Source organism: Ureibacillus sp. MALMAid1270, from assembly GCF_049202975.1.
In the GTDB taxonomy this organism is placed as follows: domain Bacteria; phylum Bacillota; class Bacilli; order Bacillales_A; family Planococcaceae; genus Ureibacillus.
The window spans coordinates 1-21,959 of record NZ_JBMIRP010000035.1 but is presented as its reverse complement, the minus strand read 5'-3'; the positions used below and the strand labels follow the sequence as shown (position 1 = coordinate 21,959).

The following is a 21,959-nucleotide window of genomic DNA, read 5'->3' as shown; positions in this document are numbered from 1 at the left end:
ATACTATCCTCTAAAAAGCAGGCAAAATTCAATCATATTGTTAAAATTCATAAACAAGTAAAGGGAAATACCAAATTTAGGTATTTATGCGCCTAAATATGATAATCTAAATCGAAAAAAGTTCACTTTTTCAGTGCCTTCTTACTGTCCCCAGTGTCCCACTAAATTTACTAAGGACAATCATGTAATTAGTCATCTACCTATAACTAGGTGAATTCACCACATAACATGGTTTTAAGTGAGTAAAAATAAAATACTAGGGGGACGTATGATGTATTTTTATCACCCATCTGATTATAATCAGCACTATATAGCTCGACACTCGATGTATGGTGCAGTTCCATATACTCCTGCAAATAATAGTATAATGAATCAACCAACTTATTGGAATGGCTATCCTCATTCCGTCGCCTCATCCTATAATCCGAATAATTATCAAGGAATATCACAAAGGAATGTCCAACAACAACCTACTCATCCAGCACAACAACCTAACCGACAAAGACAGCAAAATCAAGGCTCAAACACTCATTATCAATATCCACCAGTCGACGAAACATTGATTAGTCAATCAGCCAATGAAACAAGAAAATTAATGGCTGATGCAAGTTTAGTTTTAGAGCGCTTTGCTACATCAAAAGATTTTGATAGACGACTGATGGAATTAGCACAACAATCCAGGCAAACAGAAGTAGAACAACTCATTAAATCAATTGGTGTAAAGTCGGACGTTAAAGTAAAATTTAACCCAGATGGTATAAGTCTAGAATTTAGTTCTAAGTTAGCACATACAAAATGCTGTCAACTAGAAATCAACTTACGTTGGCGCTAACAATGACAACAATTCATTCAAATAAAAAACATCCCAAAAGGTACATTCAAAATTGAAGCCTTTCAGGATGTTCTTTTTATTATTCTAAGATTTCTTCTATTTTATTTAACACATCTTCTTCTAATACAATACCTGATGCCTTAACATTTTCCTCAATTTGTTCAGGACGGCTTGCACCGACAAGAGCACTTGCAACGTTTGGTTGTCTTAAAATCCAAGCGATTGCTAGTTGTGAAATCGTAATACCAAGCTCATTTGCTACTTTTGTAAGTTGGTCAACTTGATCTAAGTATTCGTCAGTTAAGAATCTTTGAATTGTCGTATTGCCTGTTGACGCACGGCTGCCTTCTGGAATGTTTTCGCCTTTTTTGTATTTACCAGCTAATACACCTTGCGCAAGTGGTGACCATACGACTTGTCCAACACCGTGTTTTTCACTAATAGGAATAATTTCCTTTTCAATCACTCGGTGGAACATGTTGTACTGAGGTTGATTAACCACAATACGATCCAGAAGCTTTTTATCTGCAATATGCACCGCTTCGGCGATTTGAGCTGCAGTCCATTCACTCACACCAACGTAAAGTACTTTTCCTTGGCGAACTAAATCGTCAAAGGCACGTAGCGTTTCTTCAATAGGTGTTTCTGGATCAAAACGGTGAGCATAATAAATGTCCACATAGTCAACATCTAGACGTTTTAAACTCGCGTTCGCTTGTTCAATAATATGCTTACGTGAAAGTCCTCGATCATTCGGTCCATCCCCCATCGGCCAGAACACTTTCGTTGCAAGAACGATAGAATCACGTTGGAATGCTTTAATCGCTTCACCAACTACTTTCTCCGCTTCTCCGCGCATATACACATTCGCCGTATCAAAGAAATTAATGCCTAAATCATAAGCACGATGAATTGTACGAATCGCCGGATCTGAATCCACGTAACCTCCATATGTTAACCAGCTTCCTAAGCTGATTTCACTTACCTTTAACCCCGTATTCCCTAATCTTCTATATTGCATGAATCCAAATCCTCCTTTGGTCGAATAAAATCCTATCCGTTATCTAGGATTTATTTTACTGGTACATTTTGGTTATGTCAAACAATGCAAACGGACAAAGTAATTTCTATGCTAGACACAATCAAATTATTACTATTTTGATGTAAACGAAACATATTTAATTAATTTAATAAAAATTTGTTACCTTTTCCAAACCTATCCGTCTATAAATACGTATGTTAAAAAATGATGATGGAGGTTTTTCATGTCTGTTTCTTTACGTTTGCCGAAAATGGCTATGGTGTTAGTTTCAGTTTTAGCTTTATTTGCATTACTCCTCTTCTCACAAGCACCAAAAGCATCAGCATCAATTAATTATGGTGAGGAAGTTTCTGAAGTTGCCAAACGATATGTAGGAAATCCATTTAAATGGGGTGGCACAACACCAAAAGGCTTTGATGCAAGTGGATTCACACAATATATCTATAAAAACGCAGCGACAAAAATGAACATACCAAGAACAAGTGCTTTACAATATAAAACGGGTACATCAGTTAAGCAAAGCGAGTTAAAACAAGGCGATCTTGTGTTTTACGCTACTGGGGAAAAAGGAAAAGTATCCTTTGTCGGAATTTACAATGGAGATGGAACATTTACAGGCGTAACAATGAGTGGCGTGAAAATTGTTAAAATGAGCGATAAATACTGGAAAGAACGTTATGTTGGAGCTAAAAGAATTATTAAATAAAATCCCTAACTCAATTGAGTAATTTCTCAAATAAATAGATTCAAAAAGAACATAACCTCATCTACTTGGTTATGTTCTTTTTAGTATTTTATTTACTTCTTAAAAATCGTGGTATTCTCAATTCGAATAGAATGAACTTCTCCACAATTCAAGCAAAATTTGTAGATTTTATTGGAACCAGAAAAGGACATTTTAGATGGTTTTACTGGCATGTAATCAGTTGCTTCTGTAAATTCTTGGCTACCGCAGTTAGTACATTTTTTATCTTTCATGTGCCCCGCTCCTTTAGCTTATTTTCTTCACCATTCGTACTGTTTTCAATATATGACCGTCTAATTCATCCTCAAACTCTTTCACGAATTCGAACCCTTTTGCTTCATAAAAGTTTCTCCCGATTTTATTATCTCTTTCTACATTTATATAAATCTCTTTTACTCCTTCTAATTCAGTAATTGCCTGTTGTAGTAAGGCTGATCCTATACCTTTCCCCTGAAATTCTGGTAAAAGATAAATGGCACCTAATTCAACCTTCCCACCTTTTTGTACAAAGGAATAGTTCGCAAAACCAACAACTTCGCCAGTTACCTCCGCCACATAAAGAATGGATCGTTCTAAACGAAGTTTCATCTGCTCATCATTGTATGCAGAATTTAGAAAGTTATCTTGTACCTCTAATGGAATAATCCCCTCATAAGTTGCATGCCAAGATTCATTCGCTATATGCTGAACTTGTTTTGTATCTTCATACCGCGCCTTCCGAATAATAATGTCCATAATAAAATCCCCCTTTGTGATACAGATGTTTATTTCTCTAATATCAAATAGTCTTTTGATTTAGAAAAAGAAATTTGATGTTCATTCGCGAAATGAATTAGATCTTTTAAAATGTTTTCTGCTTTAAAATTATAAACTCGAACATTCAATCCTTTTTTCACATGAACAACTGCACCTTTACTTGCCCAACCAACACGTCTAAATTGAATGTAACTGATCTGATCAGGAGTTAACACTTTTATGTAAACTCTCCATGAAAATAAAAATACTTGATAAGTTAACAATTCATTATCTATCTTAATAGTAAATTTCATGAAAAATAATAGAAGAATGTATATCATTAGGCATATTTCTACAAAAAATAATGCACCAAATTGGAATGCACCTATGAAATATACCGCAACTGATTTTGCGACTAAAATTCCCAATAAAAATCCTAAGGCATCTCTTTGATTTCTCGCATAATAAACCACTCAATCACTCCCCTACAATAATTACTTCAACAAGGTCGGTGGTTATTCCTTTTGATCCCAATAGGTTAACCTAGAAGAATCCTATCTTTTATTTTTAAGAATGGAATAAACATAAGTATCGTGTACCTCTCCATTTTGATACATATAATCCCTTAGTATGCCTTCTTTTTGGAAACCTACTTTTTCGAGTAAATGGTTAGAGGCTTCATTTTCAATAAAAACAACAGCCCCTATACGAGTGAGACCAAGAACATCAAAACCATATTCAATTACTTTTATAACTGCCTCTGATGTAAAACCTTTTCTCCAATGGTCAGGATGAATTTCATAACCGATTTCAGCACGTTTATGCTTAGGTGACCATGCATTAAATCCAATTGTTCCAATAATCCCTTGCTGCCCTTTTATCTCAATACCCCAACGGATCCCTCTTTTTTCTTCAAAACTTTTCGCAAAGAAGTCTACCATTGTTTTTGCTTGCTCTATTGTTTCTAATGATTCTAGACCATAAAATCTCGTAACATGTTCATTTGAAAAGCATGCGAAAATGTTCGTCGCATCATCTCCAGTTATTTCACTTAGTACCAATCGATCAGTCTCTAATGTTGGAAACATAATTACTCTCTCCATTCCTTTAACCTTCAAAAATTAAAAGCGTTCCAGTAACTAGAACGCCTTTTGCATTCATTTCCTCTACTGCCCTTGGTGTTTTTCCAGCATTTCCTTTAAGTACTCTTCTGATTTGCCTTTCGGAATGCTAAGAGTTTTCCAATCCTGATCTTTTAGTAACTTACCAATATAAACAATTTGTCCGACATGGTAAGAGTAGTGCGACATTTGCCTTTCTATTGCCTCTAGAACTAAATGGTTTTCACCACGAATAGTGATGTTTTTTAATAAATCTTGCTCACTTAAACTAGAAAGTGTGTCGATTAACACTTGCCAACCCTTTTCCCAAATATTAATTAGCTCTGATTTTGAGGGGATATCATCTGTAAATTCCTCATCGCGGTTTCGATTACCTTTTTCCCCATCAGTAGTTAAAAAATTCGTCCATCTTGAAATCATATTTCCACTTAAGTGCTTTACGATAATTGCAACACTATTAGACTCGCTATTATAAGTCCAATGAATTTCTTCATCCGATAACTGCTCGATCGTTTTATCCCCAAGACTTTTTACGCTTTTAAATTTGTCGATTACGATTCTTAAATATTCGTTTCCAATGCTCAAGTGATTCCCTCCAGGAAAGATTATTGTTATGTCGGTCGAAGTAGGATTTTTCTATGCATATATTCATAATTTAAAGCAAAAAAGTCGGTACTGTAGAAAATAATAAAAATAATCCTGTCATAACTATCAGGACTACATTCCAGTCTCTATTAGTTTCTTTTTTTAATACTTTCTTAACATATAAAATCAAGTTCAAACAAAAAATTGCTAAACAGATTATGCTCGAAATACCTGTAATGAAAGTAACAGTTTCTATAAAAATCTCCATTTTTTATGAATCCCCCTTTAAAGCATAAATCTTTATTCGAGTAATGCCTCCGTGAAAATGGTACTTCATCAGATAATATTATCGTTGAATCAACTTCTTACTTTTCAAAAATAGAATTGTAATCAAAGCTGCTTCACTAACAACTAATAAACCAAAACCTAAAATTAATCCCCCAAATAGCAGTAACTCATTTACACCCCAAGTGAAGATTATCCATCCTATTATTGCAAATAAACTTAACGTGAAATTTATAGTTCCAGCTATGATTGCTTGTGGGAGGAAAATTCCTGTTTTTCTAATCATAATTGATCCGTATATAAAACTTACAAAAGTCGTAGCAATCATAGTAACGATAAAGATTGTCACGGCTACATCAAACTCATTCATATAATTCTCCCTCCTAATTAAGAGTTTTCTTATTACTGGTAATGATGAATAAATCCCCCATTATATAATATGTTTATTTATTAAACTATGAAGTTTTCTCCGTACATTAAAATATTCAACCAAACAAGAATTACAACTTTAATAAATAACCATGAAAGGCAAATAAAGTAGTCTCCCTTTATTGTTTTCGTCCTTCCTCAACGAATCCAAACTTTTTATATAAGGCGATTGCATTTGTATTTTCCGCAAATACTTCAAGACAAACTTTTTCAATTAGAGGATGATCTTTCGCCCAATCTAACAAGCACGTAAGCAACGCTCTGCCAACCCCTTGATTTCTAAACGCTTCTGAAATACTCATCCCAAATTCACCTTGGTGTTGTATTCGCTTTTTACCACCATTATGAAAATCCAAGAAACCAATAATATTGCCCTGATATTCAGCTAAAATTGCCAACTTACCATTATCTTCAAGCATTTGTTTTAAAAATTGTACATGCTGATCATCTGTTATATTAAATTCACTTTCAGTAGTTAATAAAAAAGGAGCATCTTTTAAAATGGTTTTAATAAATTTCAGGATTTGTTTTGCATCTTCAGGTAATGCAGTTCTTAAAGTAATGATTTTGTTGTTTTTTAACAAAGGGTTTTGTTTGTATGTACGCCATAGGAATCCCCCTTCTTTTTTATTCAATTATTAAAAGACCCTTTATGTCTTGCCAATAACCCCATATCGATTGTCTTTCCCCATCTAAGATTTTCGACATCTTTATTTTCTTTTAATTCTATCCTTACCTTAATGATATTTCCTATTTAATAGAAGTTAACTTTATACCTGCCGTTTCTTAAATGTTTGTCCAGATAGTTAAATAAATTCAACAGAAAAGGCGTTAATCCTTTCATCGGACCAACGCTATCCCAATTTTCACAAATAGCTTACCCACCTTGTCTATCAATAACTGTTCCATTTTTAGATAATCCCCTAACTATTGGTTCCCTACCGATTTGGAAATAATATCGATTTCCATTTGCGGTGATCATTTTCGCTTCGTTAAATTTTTCATCTTCTTGTGTACTAGTTTCTATTTTTTCAATTTCAGGATTATTGACTTCACCGAATACCACATAAAATTCATTTAACGTATTACCTTTATCATCGTTTATACGTAGAGGCTGAAGATAAACGGTCATATTGTCATTCTCGTAATGTGTCCAGCCATGATGACCAATATTTTGCCAACCTTCATCATCACTACCTTTAATGAAAGCTACTGCAAGTGCTTCGTAATTTGCAGTAGGAGGCTCTTCTGGATTTGTCGTGTACATCACAATGGTTACATCTTCATATTCATCAGTATGAACTATATTATTAACTTTATAAGGAATCCCTTTTTCAATTGCTTCTTGAAGTGTTTCAAATTTTTTAAAATCATTATTTGAAAAAACAAACAATAAAACGAATACCAAAGTTGCTACAAAAAGAACGCCATAGCCTATTCGCCTCTTCATTCTCCCCCTCCTCATGTTTTAGTCTATTTTATTTATAAACTATAAATTCTTGCACAATATTTCGCTTTCGTATTACTTAATCGAGTAGGAGACTAGCCATTAATTGGCTAGTCGACCTCTCACACCACCGTGCATGAGTCTGTCTAACAATTTATAGAAAATAAATATAAGTTGAAGATATTCTAGGTGAAAATAAATAAATAGTACAAATTCCATATTTTGCATAAAAAAGGGGGCTGTTGCCCCTCTAAATTTTTGTATTAATTCCTTAACTCCTATAATATTTATCAGTCGTTTTAAGTTATAGGCAAGACAAATAAAGCTTACTTCAGTGTTAACTGATTCAAGCCCTCTTGTTAAAAAATATGTATAACCAAAGTGTCGTTTTATTGTTCCAAAAGGATGTTCTACTATAGAACCTCGTTTCTTATAAATATGATTCTTTTTAGTGGTATTATCAGTAACATGTTCAATGATATCTTCATCTTTAAATCTTAATACTGATCTACCACCTTTCGCAGATGTACACAGCTCCTTTTTTCCACATTCATTATAATCAACACATGTATAACGTTTAAAGTCTTTTCCGTTTTGCTTTCCATTCCATTTAAAATTTAAACAGTAGCCCAGCGGGCAAATAAAAGTATCATTTAATTGATCATACTTGAAGTTTGTTTTATCAAATCCACTTTTAATCTTTTGTTGTTTTCCTTTTTGGGGCTTAATAAGGATTTCGGTCTGTTCATCAAAAACTTCTACAATTTCAGACATATTATAATAACCTGTATCAGCTATAGCTGTAACATTTTGATCCATAAATACCTTTTTGGCCTTTTTTACCATGTTAGATAGTTGTCCCTGATCATTAACATCATTTACTACGTCGAAATCTACAATTATTTTATTTTTATTGTCTACAACTGTTTGAACATTAAAGCAAACCTCAAATTTTCCGTTATTTTTCATCGATTTGGCGTCTGGATCAGTTATACAAATTTGTTTCTTTCCTTGTTCTTTTAATTCTTCTTTAATGGAATTTAACTTCTTTATTCGTTCCTGATAACTCTCAATTTTGTCATTAATTTTCTGTTTCATATTCGCATCTTCATTAGTTGTGTTTAAAACATCATTGATATATTCCTCAATTTTTGCTTCAAAGTATTCTAACTTTTCTTTAATAATATTTTCATTATAGTGTTTACTTTTTGCGCTATTCGCCTTTATTTTTGTCCCATCAATAGCAACAAGCGTGCCATCAATAAGACCAAAACCTTTTAACATAAGTGTAAATTCTTTAAACAGCTGCTTAATAGCTTTCTTATTAATTTTCATGAATGAAGATATAGTCCCATGGTCAGGTTTAATCTTACCGATTAACCACATTAATTCAATATTTCTTGTCGCCTCAGTCTCCATCATACGAGATGACCTGATTTTATTCATATAACAGTAAATATATAATTTAAGAAGATCATGTCTTCTGTAAGGTCTTTGACCTGCACTTTTTCCAGTGTAAATAACAAATCCTAGTTCTTCTAAATTTAAACTATCTACATATGCATCAATTACTCTCACTGGGTTATCTTCACTAACATAATCATCCAAAGTATAAGGAAATAGGGAAATTTGATTTCTATCTTCACCTAGAATAAATGACATTTTAAACAGCTCCTTTATTATAGGTATTCGACATGAGAAACTAATTACCCCCTAATAATTGGGAAATCATTCAAAATTGTTAGACAGACTCATGCACGGTGGTGTGAGAGGTCGACTAGCCAATTAATGGCTAGTCTCCTACTCGATTGTTTAACTATATGTTCATTTGAAAACCTAATATTTACTATCAATAAAATGAACATTTCAACTCTACTAAAATAGTTGTGTATGATATTATGTAATAAGTAATGCTCTAAAAAAGCAATTGAAAATTAATTTACAAAAAGGAGTTTGGATGTTTATTAAAATACAGGGCTCGTCACAAAATGATGAGCTCTTTTTTCTTTCAAGAAAATCGCTGTTTTACTAAAAATAAAGACAATATAATCTTCTAAAAAGATTGAAAATAACTTATTTTAATAGTTTCTCTGTATAATGGACTATGTTAAGGAAGTGAGTAAGTTGATTAAATCGAGAAAAAAGTGGATTGTTCAAAAACCTGATGAACAACTCGTAAAACAATTACAAAGTGAATTAGGTATATCATCCATTGCGTCTAAGATTTTAATAGCTAGAGGTTATGAAAAGGCTGAGGACGCTCATTCGATCTTAAATATGGATATCAGTAGTATGCATGATCCTTTTTTATTACAAGGCATGAAAGAAGCTGTAGACCGAATAAGGCTTGCCATTCAAAATAATGAAAATATATGTGTTTATGGGGACTATGACGCCGATGGTATTTCAAGTACGACAGTTATGCTTCGTACTTTAAGGGACTTAGGGGCGAATGTGGATTTTATGATTCCCAATCGATTCACACATGGATATGGCCCACATGAAGAACTATTTCGACAACTCCACGAGTCAGGAGTGGACTTGATCATAACTGTCGATAATGGGATTAGTGGCATTGAACCCATCCGTGTGGCGAAAGAATTAGGTATGGATGTAATCGTAACAGATCACCATGAAGCAGGCGAAGTATTACCTTCAGCAGATGTCATCATACATCCTAGACTACCAGAAGGACATTATCCCTTTGGTGAATTAGCTGGTGTTGGTGTTGCTTTTAAGCTTGCCCATGCATTATATGGTAAAGTTCCAACTCATTTATACGAATTTGTTGCAATTGGGACTGTTGCAGATCTAGTTCCTCTTGTGGGAGAAAATCGCTATTTAGTTCAACAAGGAATTCAATCAATGAGAAGGTCCAATAATCCGTGGATCCGTGCAATATGCGAAGTTTCCGGTGTTACGCAACACGAAATAGATGAAGACAGTGTAGGATTCTACTTCGGTCCAAGATTAAATGCTATTGGACGACTTGGTAATGCATCACCAGGAGTGGAATTTTTAATGAGTGAAGATCCCTTTGAGGCGCACGAAGGAGCAAAACTACTAAATAAGAAAAATGCAGAAAGAAAAGACATCGTTCAAACAATAACTAACGAAGCTATTGAAATAATTGAAAATGACCCGAAGATTGCTAACTCTCAAGTACTTGTTATTGCAAAAGAAGGTTGGAATGCTGGTGTTATTGGAATAGTAGCTTCCCGGCTAGTAGAACTATATTATAAGCCAACAATTGTTTTAGCATTAGACTATGAAAAGGGATTTGCAAAAGGTTCAGCTCGTAGTATTGAAGGGTTTCATATGTATAATGAGCTCGCTAAAAATAGAGAAATTTTACCTCATTTTGGTGGTCATCCAATGGCTGCGGGGATGACATTTCCATTGGAGTACGTAGATGAGCTTCGTAATCGACTTCACATACAGGCAACTCAATGTTTAACAGAAGAACATCTTATTCCAAAATTAACTATAGATGTTCCATTAGAATTAGCAGAAATTACAGTTGAAGCAATTGAAGAAATTAAGAAGCTCGGACCATTTGGAACTGGATTTTCTAAACCAATTTACACAATTCAAGATGTAAAGATTCGTTCTATGAAAAAAATTGGTGCGAAGGAAAACCATATAAAAATGGAATTAGAAGATGATTATGGTTTGCTTGATGCGATTGGATTTGACAAAGGTTATCTTCATGATGAAATTTCTTACGGAGTAAAGGTATCATTTGTTGGTGACTTGCAAATAAATGAATGGCAAGGAAAGAAAAAGCCTCAATTAATGATTACAGATGTTCAAACGGATGAATGGCAATTATTTGACTTAAGGGCAAAAGTACAAAGCAATCGCTGGATTCAAATGATTCCAGCAGAAAATGTTTACTATTTTGCATTCAGTCAAGAAACGATCAAAATGTATCAATCATTGATTTCTCAACCAATCCATCTATATGATGATGATATTACATTCAACGAAAATGAACAATTATATATTGTAATTTTAGATTTGCCAAGGTCGATTCAAGAACTAGAAAATCTCATTAATGTAACTAATCCTTCAAGAATTTATGCGGTATTTTATACTCAAAACTCACAATTCTTCAAAGGATTACCAACGCGAGAACATTTTGGTTGGTATTATAGTTTTTTAAAACAAAGACCATCCTTTAATATAAATGGATCCATTCAACAACTAGCAAATCATAGTGGACTAAACGAAGAAATCATCAAATTTATGACAACAGTGTTTTTTGAGCTTGGATTTGTTACAATGGATAATGGTCTCATTTCTGTAGTAGCTGGGGCACCTAAACGTTCTCTTGAAGAGGCGCCTACATATAAATTACGTGTACAACAATTAGAAATCGAGCAAACATTCCTATATGGGAAGTACCAAGATTTAAAAGAATGGTTCGACAAAGTTTTACAAAAATCATTCGCTATACTTTAAAAAAATGGATAACAAGATTTTAAGGAATAAAAGGTTCCTTATATATTGGGAGGATTTATTAGATGGATTTAAAGCAATATGTGACAACAGTAGAAAACTGGCCAAAAGAAGGAATTAGCTTCAAAGATATTACAACAATTATGGATAATGGACCGGCTTTTAAATTTGCAGTAGATGAGATTGTGAAGTTTGCTAAAAAAGTGGGTGCAGAAATCATTGTTGGACCAGAAGCGCGCGGTTTTATCATTGGTTGTCCTGTAGCTTACGCACTTGAAATTGGATTTGCTCCTGTTCGTAAAGAAGGGAAACTACCAAGAGAAGTAGTTCGTGTAGAATATGGTTTAGAATATGGAACAGACGTTTTAACTATGCACAATGATGCTGTTAAACCAGGTCAAAAAGTATTAATCGTAGATGATTTACTAGCAACTGGTGGTACAGTTGACGCAACAATTAAATTAGTAGAAAAATTAGGTGGCGTTGTTTCTGGATGTGCATTTATCATCGAGCTTGAAGATTTAAATGGCCGTGATAAAATTGGCAACTACCCAGTAAAAACATTAATTACTTATTAATGAATCAATCCTCTTTTATCGTTAAAGTGACGATAAAAGAGGTATTTTTTTATTTTGAGCAAATTTTTTAAACCACCATTCTGCTATGTATGTAGATATATCCATCTGAGGGAAGTAATTTCGATACAAATTGACAAAAAGTTCATATTTTTTTCAAATTACTTCGATTTATTAAAGTAATTAGTAACTTAACTTTACATTCTATATATACTTTTAATACAATTAAATTTACCACGGTGTAACCGTCCGTAAATCTCCTACCTCAAATAGGGTGATTTTATGTGGGAGTTAACGGACGCTAACACCCCGATTGGTTCAACTAACAATCAGTGGGGATGAACTGTCTCCCCCTGATTGAAGTTTCACTTTATATATCAAAATTATTAGCAAGGTGGACAACTAATGGCGAAAGAGCAAATTTTGACGCCCGAGGATGTATTCGCGATAGTCAAAACATATATGAATGATGAACACGTGGATTTCGTAAAAAAGGCGTACGAAGTTGCAAAAGAAGCACATAAAGAGCAACTAAGAAGTTCGGGTGAACCATATATTATTCACCCAATACAAGTAGCTGGTATTTTAGCTGAACTACAGATGGATCCTGAAACTGTTGCAGCTGGATTTCTTCATGATGTCGTAGAGGATACACCTGTATCGCGTGACGACTTAGTACGTGAATTCAATGAGGAAGTTGCAATGTTAGTGGATGGTGTTACAAAGCTTGAAAAAATTAAGTACCGTTCAAAAAAGGAACAGCAAGCAGAAACCCATCGTAAAATGTTCGTTGCTATGGCGCAAGATATTCGAGTAATCTTAATTAAACTAGCAGACCGCCTACATAATATGCGTACACTGAAGCATCTATCTTCTGAAAAACAACGTAGAATATCTAATGAAACATTAGAAATTTTTGCACCTCTCGCTCATCGCCTAGGAATTTCAAAAGTAAAATGGGAGCTAGAAGACACGGCTTTACGTTACTTAAATCCTCAACAGTATTATCGAATTGTAAGCCTCATGAAGAGAAAACGTGTTGAACGTGAAGCTTATTTAGAAGATGTGATGAATGAAATAAGGGGTCAGCTTCAATTAGTTGAGATTAATGCTGATATATACGGACGTCCGAAACATATTTACAGTATTTATCGCAAAATGGTTCTTCAAAATAAACAGTTCAATGAAATATATGATTTACTAGCCGTTCGTATTTTAGTAGACAATATAAAAGATTGCTATGCAGTATTAGGTATTGTTCATACGTTATGGAAACCAATGCCTGGTCGTTTTAAAGATTATATTGCTATGCCAAAACAAAATTTATATCAATCATTACACACAACGGTAATAGGTCCATACGGTGATCCTCTAGAAGTTCAAATTCGTACGAGAGAAATGCACGAAATTGCAGAGTACGGGATTGCTGCTCACTGGGCTTATAAAGAAGGAAAAACGATCAAACCAAATAAAGAAAGTATCGATCAAAAACTTACTTGGTTCCGTGAAATTTTAGAATTCCAAAATGAATCTTCAAACGCGGAAGAATTTATGGAGTCTTTAAAATTTGATTTATTTTCTGATATGGTTTACGTATTTACTCCAAAAGGTGAGGTTGTCGAGTTACCTGCTGGTTCGGTTCCAATTGATTTTGCATACCGTGTGCACTCAGAAGTCGGGAATCGAACAATCGGAGCGAAAGTGAATGGTAAGATGGTTCCACTCGATACTCCATTAAGAACAGGGGATATCATTGAAATACTCACTTCTAAGCAATCATTTGGACCGAGTCGTGATTGGTTAAAAATTGCTCAAAGTTCACAGGCAAAACACAAAATTAAGCAGTTCTTTAAGAAACATTTACGTGAGGAAAATGTCCTTAAAGGAAAAGATTTAGTAGAGAAAGAAATAAAAGCGCAGGACTTTGACATAAAAGAGGTTTTATCATCTGAGAATATTAAACGGGTTCTTGATAAACTAAACTTTACGAATGAAGAAGATTTATATGCAGCTGTTGGTGTAGGTGGGATCACTGCACAACAACTTGTGAATCGTCTTGCTGAAAAGAAACGTCGTGAACGCGAGAAAGAAGAAGCACTTGAAAAACTCGCTAAAGAAATGCAAAATCCTCCTAAAAAACGTACGGAGTCTGGTGTAGTAGTAAAAGGAATTGATAATTTATTAATCCGTTTATCACGCTGTTGTACACCTGTACCAGGAGATGAAATCGTAGGGTTTATCACAAAAGGTCGAGGTGTTTCCGTTCACCGTGCAGACTGCCCGAATGTCAATGAAGGTGACAATGAACGTCTTATTGAAGTGGAATGGGAGCACGCTGAAAATCAATCGAGAAAAGAATATCCGGTTGATATAGAAGTACACGCATATGACCGACCTGGAATTTTAAATGATGTAATGCATGCTGTTACGGATACAAGAGTAAATATTTTAGCTGTAACAGGAAAGGCAGACTATAACAAAATTGCAACATTGCATCTAACTCTTTCAATTTCAAACATTACAGCATTACACAAGGTTGTTGAAAAGATTAAACAATTACCTGATATTTATTCCGTACAACGAGTGATTAATTAATATAAAAGTGGTTGAGGTAATAAAATGAGAGTTGTTATTCAACGAAGCAAACAAGCATCAGTTACAGTTGATGGAGAAGTATCTGGTGCGATTGATAAAGGATACGTTTTATTAGTCGGCTTAACACATACAGACACGATCGAAGATGTGAAATACGTTGCGAAAAAAGTAGCTGAAATTCGATTATGGGAAGATGAAGAGGGAAAAATGAATCACTCCATTTTAGAACATGGTGGCGACATTTTATCTGTTTCTCAATTTACCCTATATGCTGAAACAAAAAAAGGCAGAAGACCAAGTTTTATTGAAGCTGCAAGACCCGAAGTAGCACTTCCTTTATGGGAAGCATTTAATGACTGTTTGCGCGAACATGGTCTAAAAGTCGAAACGGGTATTTTCGGTGCCATGATGGATATTTCACTAATAAATGATGGTCCAGTAACTGTTATTGTTGAGTCAAAATAAAAGAAACAACGAGACTTGATCTCGCTGTTTCTTTTTCTTTTTGTGTAAATTACCGTAAGTTTATGATAAAGATAGAATTTCCTAGTTAAATGAAGTGGGATTTGATAGAAATACTAGAATATACATCTATGTCCATTCATAAGATGGTCATGCGGAGGTGTATAGAATGTTTCAACGTATGAATAAATTAGTAATCCAATTACCAGAGGTAGAATACGGTGATACAAACGCTGTAGTAGCAGTACAGGAATTACTAGGTGGTAAATTTGGCGTAATGACGTTGTTCAATAACTATATGTACCAATCATTCAATTTCCATGGAAAAGTGAAGTTAAAACCTTTCTATGATTTAGTTGCTAGTCTCACTGCAGAAAAAATAGGACATGTTGAATTAGTTGCAACAGCAATCAATTTATTGAAAAAAGAAGGGATACCTCAAGGAGCCCCGATTCAAAATACTAAAAATCTGAGTGATATAAAGTCATTTATTACAACAGCACAAACTGCATCTCCTCGTGACGCTATGGGCTTACCTTGGACAAGTGAGAATATTAATACGAGCGGAAATTTAGTGTTAGATTTACAAAATAATTTCTTTTTAGAATGTGGAGCACGTACACAATACATGAGAGTTTACGAAATGACAAATCACCCTGTTGCTAGAGAGCTAATAGCATTTTTATTAGTGCGCGGAACTGCTCATATTGTAGCATTTGCGAAAGCAATTGAAATGGCAACAGGTGTGAGTATATATAAAATGTTACCTATCCCTAACCTTGAACATAAAGTGATTGAAGAAACAAGGAAATATGAAGATCTTGGACTAGGATATACTCTTTTTACTTGGAATGAAATCGGTGATTATACAGATATAACCAAAATATGGAAAGGGAAACATCCTATTTCAGGAGATCAATTAATTGTTAAAGAAGGTGTACCCGAAGAATCGGGCATGATTCCAAACTTAGAAGATATTCCAGAAGGATTTGCTCCAGGGTTTGGTTTGGAGGATTTTCATGCTATTGCAAAGCGGTTATTAGCGAAGGGATGAAATGATACTTATATCAGTGACCAAATAGACGAGAAAATTTGAGGAAAGGTAACAGAGAAGCGCTCTCAGTGACCAAACAGACGAGAAAATTCGTTGAAAGGTAACAGAGAAGCGCTCTCAGTGACCAAAATCACAAGAAAATTCGCAGAAAAGTAACAGAGAAATGATCTCTGTTCCATATTGCATTATAGAATTCCTAAACTGCTTACTCTAACTTCGCATCAAAATAATCAATGATCCCCTCGTAAATTCCAAGAGTAGCTTGCTCTCTGTAGAATTCTGTCGTAATGACTCGTTCTTCGGTAGGGTTACTTAAATAGCCTAACTCTATTAATATCCCATTTTGGTAATTTTCACGTAAAACTAAATAATTCCCTTCCTGTGAACCTCGATCTCTTAGAGTTACTTTCTTCGCAAGGCCATCATTCACATATTGAGCAAGTTCTTGTTGGTAGTCGTGATAGTAATACGTAGTAAATCCAGAAATGGTACTATCTTCAGTCGCATCGTAATGAATACTAATAAATGCGTCTGCAGCATACTGATGGGAAATGGATACACGTTTTCTTAAATCTACATACATATCAGATTCCCGCGTTAAATAGACAGTAGCCCCGGCATTTTGTAGTTTAGATTGCAACATTTGAGTAGTGATTAGAGTGTAATCTTTTTCAATTGAACCTCTATAACCAGATGTACCTTGGTCATTCCCGCCATGCCCCGGGTCCAATACAATGGTTACGCCGTTCAATGTCCCCTTTTTACGTTCAATTTTAGGCAAATCTGTATCAGTTTCTGAATCTTGCTTTCTTAAATTTGATGAAACAACCCATTGAGCAACATAGGCGCTTTCTGTTGAATTAATTGCAACTTTGTACCATTCTCCCTCAGATGAAAGTATTTCAAATGTTTCACCTAGATCTGCTCGTTTTACTACCGCTGATGAAGTAGATGGAGATTCTCTTAAATTCGTCCCACCATAGATAATAGTTACTGTATCACGGTCGCTATTAGCAGCTACTGATGAATCAAACATTCCATAAAAACGATAAATCCAACCAACCTCATCGTCAGATAATTGGATTTTAATCCAGTTATTTTTTTGTTCAATAACTTCAAACGTATCGTCTTGATGGGCTGAACCGACTACGGATGATGAAAGGTTAGGTTCATTTCTTACATTGGCAGATGCAACTCTGACAGTAAAGTGAGATTGTTCCTCAACAGCATCTAGATTCGGGGATTCTTCAATTTCTTCACTCGTTTTTTCTGTAATTGTAATAAAATTATTAGAAACCCAACCTGTAGTTCCAGTAGAATCCTCTACTTTAGACCATTGTTCATCCTCTTTTTTAACAATTAACTCATCACCGATACTTAATTGTTTTAGGACTGCGGAAGAAGTAGTAGGCTGAGCTCGTACGTTTAACCCATCTACATTAGCAATAGCAACTTTGATTTTTGTAGAATGTACTTGATCATCTGTAGAAGTATGCCATGAAGGAATCCAGCCTTCTGATTCACCATTGGCAACAAGAATCCATTCTCCTTGTTGTTCTAATTTCGAAAGAGCTTGTCCTTCATTTGTACTTGAGGTAACTGGATAGGCTAAGCCTGGTCCTTCCCGTAAGTTGAGTTTTTTATTAACTACAATAAGTTCTCCTGATTTATTCGAAGTCACAGTTTCTGTTTGTTTTTGTGAAAAAATTATGATGTTAAATAAAATAAAAGCACAAACAACTCCTGCTACGATTTTTTTCAAAATGATTTCACCTCTGAATCTATAAAAGTGAAAGAATAATTTAGATGTTGTGGAATAATATGCATATCTTATTGTAAAAGCAAATAAATGATAAAAGCTATACTTTTTTTAGAAATGCTTTAAATAGATAATGAGTTTACCATGTTCAAAACAATATTGAGTCATAAGGAAAATTATCATGAAGATCTTAATGAAAAACAGTTGACAACTTTAATGAACAACACGTATGATAATTTGTAATGTAAAAATAAACAAAAAGCCATTGACCAAGAAAGTAGCTTTTACGATTACTGACAAGAGAGGGAAAGACTTAGGCTGAAATCTTTCCTACAGAAATGTACTAGTGAACAACACTTGAGAGGCTTTCCTTCGAAAATTTCCGAATTAGTAGGGGGAAACGGAATCGGCCGTTATCCGATTACGAGAGGTTGTACGTTTTTGTACAACAACTAGGGTGGAACCGCGGAAGTTAACAGCTTTCGTCCCTTGCAATATTTGCAATGGACGGAAGCTTTTTATTTTGTCAAAAAATTGAACAAAAAGACCTTGAAGCTATTAATTGTCTTGAATTGAAGGGAGCAATAATAATGTCATTTAAAGTACCTCGTGGAACACAGGATATTTTGCCTGAACAAACTCCAAAATGGCAAAAAGTTGAGTCGATTTTACGCGATCTTTCTCGTGTTTATCGTTATAAAGAAATTCGCACACCAATGTTTGAACAAACAGAATTATTCCAACGCGGTGTTGGAGATACAACAGATATCGTACAAAAAGAGATGTATACATTTGAAGACCGTGGTGGTCGTTCGTTAACACTTCGACCAGAAGGAACTGCTTCAGCTGTTCGTGCTTATGTTGAACATAAAATGTTTGGTGCTCCAGATCAACCTGTGAAATTATCTTACATTGGTCCAATGTTCCGTTACGAACGTCAACAAGCAGGTCGATATCGTCAATTCGTACAATTTGGCGTAGAAGCAATTGGCTCAGCAGATCCAGCAATCGATGCTGAAGTAATTTCACTAGCTATGGATGTTTATCACTCAGTAGGTTTAAAGGATTTACAATTACACATCAATTCTTTAGGTGATAAAGAAACACGTGATGCTCACCGTACTGCATTAATTAATCACTTTAAGCCATCAATTGGTGAATTTTGTTCTGATTGTCAAAACCGATTAGAAAAAAACCCACTACGAATCTTAGATTGTAAAGTGGATCATGAACACCCATTAATGCAGACTGCTCCTAAACTAACTGACTACTTAACAGAATACTCTGCAACTTATTTCGAAAAAGTAAAAGAATATTTAGATGTTCTTGGTATTGAATATGTTGTAAATCCTAACTTAGTGCGCGGTCTTGATTATTACAATCATACGGCATTTGAAATTATGAGTACTGCAAGTGGATTTGGAGCTATTACAACTCTTTGTGGTGGCGGTCGTTACAATGGATTAGTTGAAGATATCGGAGGACCAGATGTACCTGGGATCGGTTTTGCGCTTTCTATTGAGAGACTACTGTTAGCGTTAGAAGCTGAAGGTATCCAACTTGATGTGGAAGATTCGCTAGACATTTATGTCGTTGCTATTGGTGGTGAAGCGAAAAAGAAATCAGTAGAGTTATTAAGTTCTTTCCGTACAAAAGGTATCTCTGCAGATATGGACTATATCGATCGTAAAATGAAAGCACAAATGAAATCTGCAGACCGACTTGGAGCTAAATATGTCATCGTGATTGGTGACTCTGAACTTGAAGAAGCTGCAGTAAATATAAAAGAAATGCAAACTGGAAATCAAGAAAAGGTTCCATTTGTTGAACTTGTAAATTACTTATTAGAACATAAATAATACACTTTTTGGAAATAAATTGGAGGAAAAAAATATGGCACAAAGAACGCATGCTTGTGGTGAAGTTAGTGAGCACCACGTTGGAAGTAAAGCGATAATTAAAGGATGGGTACAACGTCGACGCGACTTAGGTGGTTTAATATTCGTTGATGTACGTGACCGTACTGGAATTGTTCAAGTTGTATTTGGTGACACTGCACCAGAAGCGTTAGCTATAGCAGAAAAAATTCGTAGTGAATACGTTGTAGAAATTGAAGGGGAAGTCGTACTACGTGACGAAAGTCAAGTAAACCCTAATATTAAAACGGGTAAAATTGAAATTGTCGCTTCTAATATTACGATTATTAACGAAGCTAAAACTCCACCATTCCCAATTGAAGATAAAGTAGAGATTGGGGAAGAAACACGTTTAAAATATCGTTATTTAGACTTACGTCGCCCAGTTATGTACAACACATTTAAATTACGTTCGGACATTACACGTTCTATTCGTAATTTCTTACAAAATGAAGGTTTCTTAGAAGTTGAAACACCAATTTTAACAAAATCAACACCAGAAGGGGCACGTGACTATTTAGTCCCATCTCGTGTACATGAAGGTGAATTCTATGCCTTACCACAATCACCACAATTATTTAAACAATTATTAATGGTATCAGGCTTTGAAAAGTACTTCCAAATTGCACGTTGCTTCCGTGACGAAGACTTACGTGCTGACCGTCAACCTGAATTTACACAAGTAGATATTGAAACTTCATTCATGTCAATGGATGAGATCATCGCTATGAACGAAAGATTACTTCAAACGGTTATGAAAGAAGTTATGGATGTTGAATTACAATTACCATTACAAAGAATGACTTATACTGAGGCGATGGATCGTTTTGGTTCAGATAAACCGGACGTTCGCTTTGGATTAGAATTAGTTCAACTATCTGAAATCGTTAAGGACTCTTCATTTAAAGTATTTGCACAAACTGTAGCAAATGGTGGGGAAGTTAAAGCGATTAATGTAAAAGGTGCTAGCGATCAATTTACTCGTAAAGATATCGATGGATTAACTGAATTCGCTGCAATTTACGGAGCTAAAGGTTTAGCGTGGATTAAAGTAACGGAAGAAGGTTTCACAGGACCTATCGCGAAATTCTTCGAAGGTGAAATTGTTGAACAACTTAAAGATACACTAAATGCGGAACCCGGTGACCTATTATTATTCGTTGCAGACAAATCATCTGTCGTTGCTGCTTCATTAGGAGCATTACGATTAAAATTAGGTAAAGAATTAGAATTAATCGATGAATCACAATATGCATTCCTTTGGATAACAGATTGGCCATTACTTGAATACGACGAAGAAGCTGGACGTTACACTGCAGCTCACCATCCATTTACTCGTCCATTCACTGAAGATATTGAAAAAATGGACACAGATCCATCTTCAGTTCGTGCACAGGCATATGATATTGTTCTAAACGGATATGAACTTGGTGGAGGATCATTACGTATTTTCGAACGTCACTTACAAGAAAAAATGTTCAGCTTACTCGGATTTACTCAAGAACAAGCAAAAGAACAATTCGGCTTCCTACTTGATGCATTTGAATACGGTGTTCCACCACATGGTGGGTTAGCATTTGGTTTAGACCGTTTAGTAATGTTACTTGCAGGTCGTACAAATTTACGTGATACGATTGCATTCCCTAAAACAGCAACTGCTAGTGATTTATTAACAAATGCACCAAGTGAAGTTTCACCTGCACAATTAGAAGAATTAAAACTAAAAATCAATCGTTAATTTTAAAAACGGGAAAAATCCTCAGTGGTTTTTCCTGTTTTTATTGTGCGCCCGGCATGGGCTATAACTTGGTGGTGAAAGTCCACTACAGGCTTGGCAGTAGGAACTGTTAGCTAATGGCAAGGGTGTCCACCGTGAGGTGGAATCTGAAGGAAGCCGGAGGCAAATTCCCGAACTG

20 protein-coding genes and 1 other annotated feature are annotated in these 21,959 nt (G+C 34.9%); of the genes, 9 read left to right on the top strand and 11 right to left on the bottom strand.

What is annotated here, in order from left to right; translation table 11 throughout:
* The first annotated feature begins 271 nt into the window (after window positions 1-271).
* On the top strand, window positions 272-832 hold the full coding sequence (locus tag ACOQFO_RS04125) for a hypothetical protein (protein ID WP_421688440.1): 561 nt from the start codon (window positions 272-274) through the stop codon (window positions 830-832).
* A gap of 79 nt (window positions 833-911) precedes the next feature.
* On the opposite strand, the gene ACOQFO_RS04120 is transcribed toward ACOQFO_RS04125, so the two are convergent.
* On the bottom strand, window positions 912-1,853 hold the full coding sequence (locus tag ACOQFO_RS04120) for an aldo/keto reductase family protein (RefSeq protein ID WP_421688439.1): 942 nt from the start codon (window positions 1,851-1,853) through the stop codon (window positions 912-914).
* Window positions 1,854-2,097: 244 nt separating this feature from the next.
* On the opposite strand from ACOQFO_RS04120, the gene ACOQFO_RS04115 reads away from it, so the two are divergent.
* Entirely contained in the window at window positions 2,098-2,580 is a 483-nt protein-coding gene (locus tag ACOQFO_RS04115) for a C40 family peptidase (protein ID WP_421688438.1), read from the top strand.
* A 92-nt stretch (window positions 2,581-2,672) separates the two neighbouring features.
* On the opposite strand, the gene ACOQFO_RS04110 is transcribed toward ACOQFO_RS04115, so the two are convergent.
* The 9 genes from ACOQFO_RS04110 to ACOQFO_RS04070 form a co-directional block, all read right to left on the bottom strand.
* A complete protein-coding gene (locus ACOQFO_RS04110; RefSeq protein ID WP_421688437.1) occupies window positions 2,673-2,852 on the bottom strand; it encodes a hypothetical protein in 180 nt (59 codons plus the stop codon).
* 13 nt (window positions 2,853-2,865) lie between these two features.
* On the bottom strand, window positions 2,866-3,354 hold the full coding sequence (locus ACOQFO_RS04105) for a GNAT family N-acetyltransferase (protein ID WP_421688436.1): 489 nt from the start codon (window positions 3,352-3,354) through the stop codon (window positions 2,866-2,868).
* A 29-nt stretch (window positions 3,355-3,383) separates the two neighbouring features.
* Window positions 3,384-3,827 carry a hypothetical protein gene (locus ACOQFO_RS04100; RefSeq protein WP_421688435.1) on the bottom strand — a complete coding sequence of 148 codons (444 nt, stop codon included), beginning with the start codon at window positions 3,825-3,827 and terminating at the stop codon, window positions 3,384-3,386.
* Window positions 3,828-3,908: 81 nt separating this feature from the next.
* Entirely contained in the window at window positions 3,909-4,442 is a 534-nt protein-coding gene (locus ACOQFO_RS04095) for a GNAT family N-acetyltransferase (RefSeq protein ID WP_421688441.1), read from the bottom strand.
* A 78-nt stretch (window positions 4,443-4,520) separates the two neighbouring features.
* Entirely contained in the window at window positions 4,521-5,060 is a 540-nt protein-coding gene (locus ACOQFO_RS04090; RefSeq protein WP_421688434.1) for a DUF1572 domain-containing protein, read from the bottom strand.
* Between the two features lie 346 nt (window positions 5,061-5,406).
* Window positions 5,407-5,715 (bottom strand): hypothetical protein, encoded by a 309-nt coding sequence (locus ACOQFO_RS04085; protein ID WP_421688433.1) that lies wholly within the window; start codon window positions 5,713-5,715, stop codon window positions 5,407-5,409.
* A 178-nt stretch (window positions 5,716-5,893) separates the two neighbouring features.
* Complete coding sequence (locus tag ACOQFO_RS04080; protein WP_421688432.1) at window positions 5,894-6,409, bottom strand: GNAT family N-acetyltransferase; 516 nt, start codon at window positions 6,407-6,409, stop codon at window positions 5,894-5,896.
* A 242-nt stretch (window positions 6,410-6,651) separates the two neighbouring features.
* Complete coding sequence (locus ACOQFO_RS04075; protein WP_421688431.1) at window positions 6,652-7,224, bottom strand: hypothetical protein; 573 nt, start codon at window positions 7,222-7,224, stop codon at window positions 6,652-6,654.
* A gap of 99 nt (window positions 7,225-7,323) precedes the next feature.
* Complete coding sequence (locus ACOQFO_RS04070) at window positions 7,324-8,883, bottom strand: IS1182 family transposase (protein WP_421688430.1); 1,560 nt, start codon at window positions 8,881-8,883, stop codon at window positions 7,324-7,326.
* A gap of 462 nt (window positions 8,884-9,345) precedes the next feature.
* On the opposite strand from ACOQFO_RS04070, the gene recJ reads away from it, so the two are divergent.
* From recJ to ACOQFO_RS04045, 5 genes are all read left to right on the top strand, one after another.
* On the top strand, window positions 9,346-11,685 hold the full coding sequence (recJ, locus tag ACOQFO_RS04065) for a single-stranded-DNA-specific exonuclease RecJ (RefSeq protein WP_421688429.1): 2,340 nt from the start codon (window positions 9,346-9,348) through the stop codon (window positions 11,683-11,685).
* 62 nt (window positions 11,686-11,747) lie between these two features.
* A complete protein-coding gene (locus ACOQFO_RS04060; protein ID WP_421688428.1) occupies window positions 11,748-12,260 on the top strand; it encodes an adenine phosphoribosyltransferase in 513 nt (170 codons plus the stop codon).
* A gap of 402 nt (window positions 12,261-12,662) precedes the next feature.
* Window positions 12,663-14,852 (top strand): RelA/SpoT family protein, encoded by a 2,190-nt coding sequence (locus ACOQFO_RS04055; protein WP_421688427.1) that lies wholly within the window; start codon window positions 12,663-12,665, stop codon window positions 14,850-14,852.
* A gap of 24 nt (window positions 14,853-14,876) precedes the next feature.
* Entirely contained in the window at window positions 14,877-15,317 is a 441-nt protein-coding gene (dtd, locus tag ACOQFO_RS04050) for a D-aminoacyl-tRNA deacylase (protein WP_421688426.1), read from the top strand.
* A 166-nt stretch (window positions 15,318-15,483) separates the two neighbouring features.
* Window positions 15,484-16,368 (top strand): manganese catalase family protein, encoded by an 885-nt coding sequence (locus ACOQFO_RS04045; protein WP_421688425.1) that lies wholly within the window; start codon window positions 15,484-15,486, stop codon window positions 16,366-16,368.
* Between the two features lie 205 nt (window positions 16,369-16,573).
* Here ACOQFO_RS04045 and ACOQFO_RS04040 read toward each other — a convergent pair whose 3' ends face one another.
* Window positions 16,574-18,130 (bottom strand): SH3 domain-containing protein, encoded by a 1,557-nt coding sequence (locus tag ACOQFO_RS04040; protein ID WP_421688424.1) that lies wholly within the window; start codon window positions 18,128-18,130, stop codon window positions 16,574-16,576.
* Window positions 18,131-18,383: 253 nt separating this feature from the next.
* Window positions 18,384-18,620, top strand: a binding site (T-box leader).
* A gap of 97 nt (window positions 18,621-18,717) precedes the next feature.
* On the opposite strand from ACOQFO_RS04040, the gene hisS reads away from it, so the two are divergent.
* Complete coding sequence (gene hisS, locus ACOQFO_RS04035; protein WP_421688423.1) at window positions 18,718-19,986, top strand: histidine--tRNA ligase; 1,269 nt, start codon at window positions 18,718-18,720, stop codon at window positions 19,984-19,986.
* 34 nt (window positions 19,987-20,020) lie between these two features.
* The gene (aspS, locus tag ACOQFO_RS04030) at window positions 20,021-21,781 is read left to right on the top strand and encodes an aspartate--tRNA ligase (RefSeq protein ID WP_421688422.1); all 1,761 of its coding nucleotides are present in this window, start codon (window positions 20,021-20,023) and stop codon (window positions 21,779-21,781) included.
* Window positions 21,782-21,959 lie beyond the last annotated feature (178 nt).

Coding starts and splice junctions, on each gene's coding strand:
- ACOQFO_RS04110 (WP_421688437.1), bottom strand. CDS start 2,852: ATGAAAGATAAAAAATGTACTAACTGCGGTAGCCAAGAATTTACAGAA.
- ACOQFO_RS04070 (WP_421688430.1), bottom strand. CDS start 8,883: ATGTCATTTATTCTAGGTGAAGATAGAAATCAAATTTCCCTATTTCCT.
- ACOQFO_RS04115 (WP_421688438.1), top strand. CDS start 2,098: ATGTCTGTTTCTTTACGTTTGCCGAAAATGGCTATGGTGTTAGTTTCA.
- hisS (WP_421688423.1), top strand. CDS start 18,718: ATGTCATTTAAAGTACCTCGTGGAACACAGGATATTTTGCCTGAACAA.
- ACOQFO_RS04120 (WP_421688439.1), bottom strand. CDS start 1,853: ATGCAATATAGAAGATTAGGGAATACGGGGTTAAAGGTAAGTGAAATC.
- ACOQFO_RS04125 (WP_421688440.1), top strand. CDS start 272: ATGTATTTTTATCACCCATCTGATTATAATCAGCACTATATAGCTCGA.
- ACOQFO_RS04105 (WP_421688436.1), bottom strand. CDS start 3,354: ATGGACATTATTATTCGGAAGGCGCGGTATGAAGATACAAAACAAGTT.
- ACOQFO_RS04055 (WP_421688427.1), top strand. CDS start 12,663: ATGGCGAAAGAGCAAATTTTGACGCCCGAGGATGTATTCGCGATAGTC.
- ACOQFO_RS04075 (WP_421688431.1), bottom strand. CDS start 7,224: ATGAAGAGGCGAATAGGCTATGGCGTTCTTTTTGTAGCAACTTTGGTA.
- ACOQFO_RS04045 (WP_421688425.1), top strand. CDS start 15,484: ATGTTTCAACGTATGAATAAATTAGTAATCCAATTACCAGAGGTAGAA.
- ACOQFO_RS04085 (WP_421688433.1), bottom strand. CDS start 5,715: ATGAATGAGTTTGATGTAGCCGTGACAATCTTTATCGTTACTATGATT.
- dtd (WP_421688426.1), top strand. CDS start 14,877: ATGAGAGTTGTTATTCAACGAAGCAAACAAGCATCAGTTACAGTTGAT.
- ACOQFO_RS04060 (WP_421688428.1), top strand. CDS start 11,748: ATGGATTTAAAGCAATATGTGACAACAGTAGAAAACTGGCCAAAAGAA.
- aspS (WP_421688422.1), top strand. CDS start 20,021: ATGGCACAAAGAACGCATGCTTGTGGTGAAGTTAGTGAGCACCACGTT.
- ACOQFO_RS04095 (WP_421688441.1), bottom strand. CDS start 4,442: ATGTTTCCAACATTAGAGACTGATCGATTGGTACTAAGTGAAATAACT.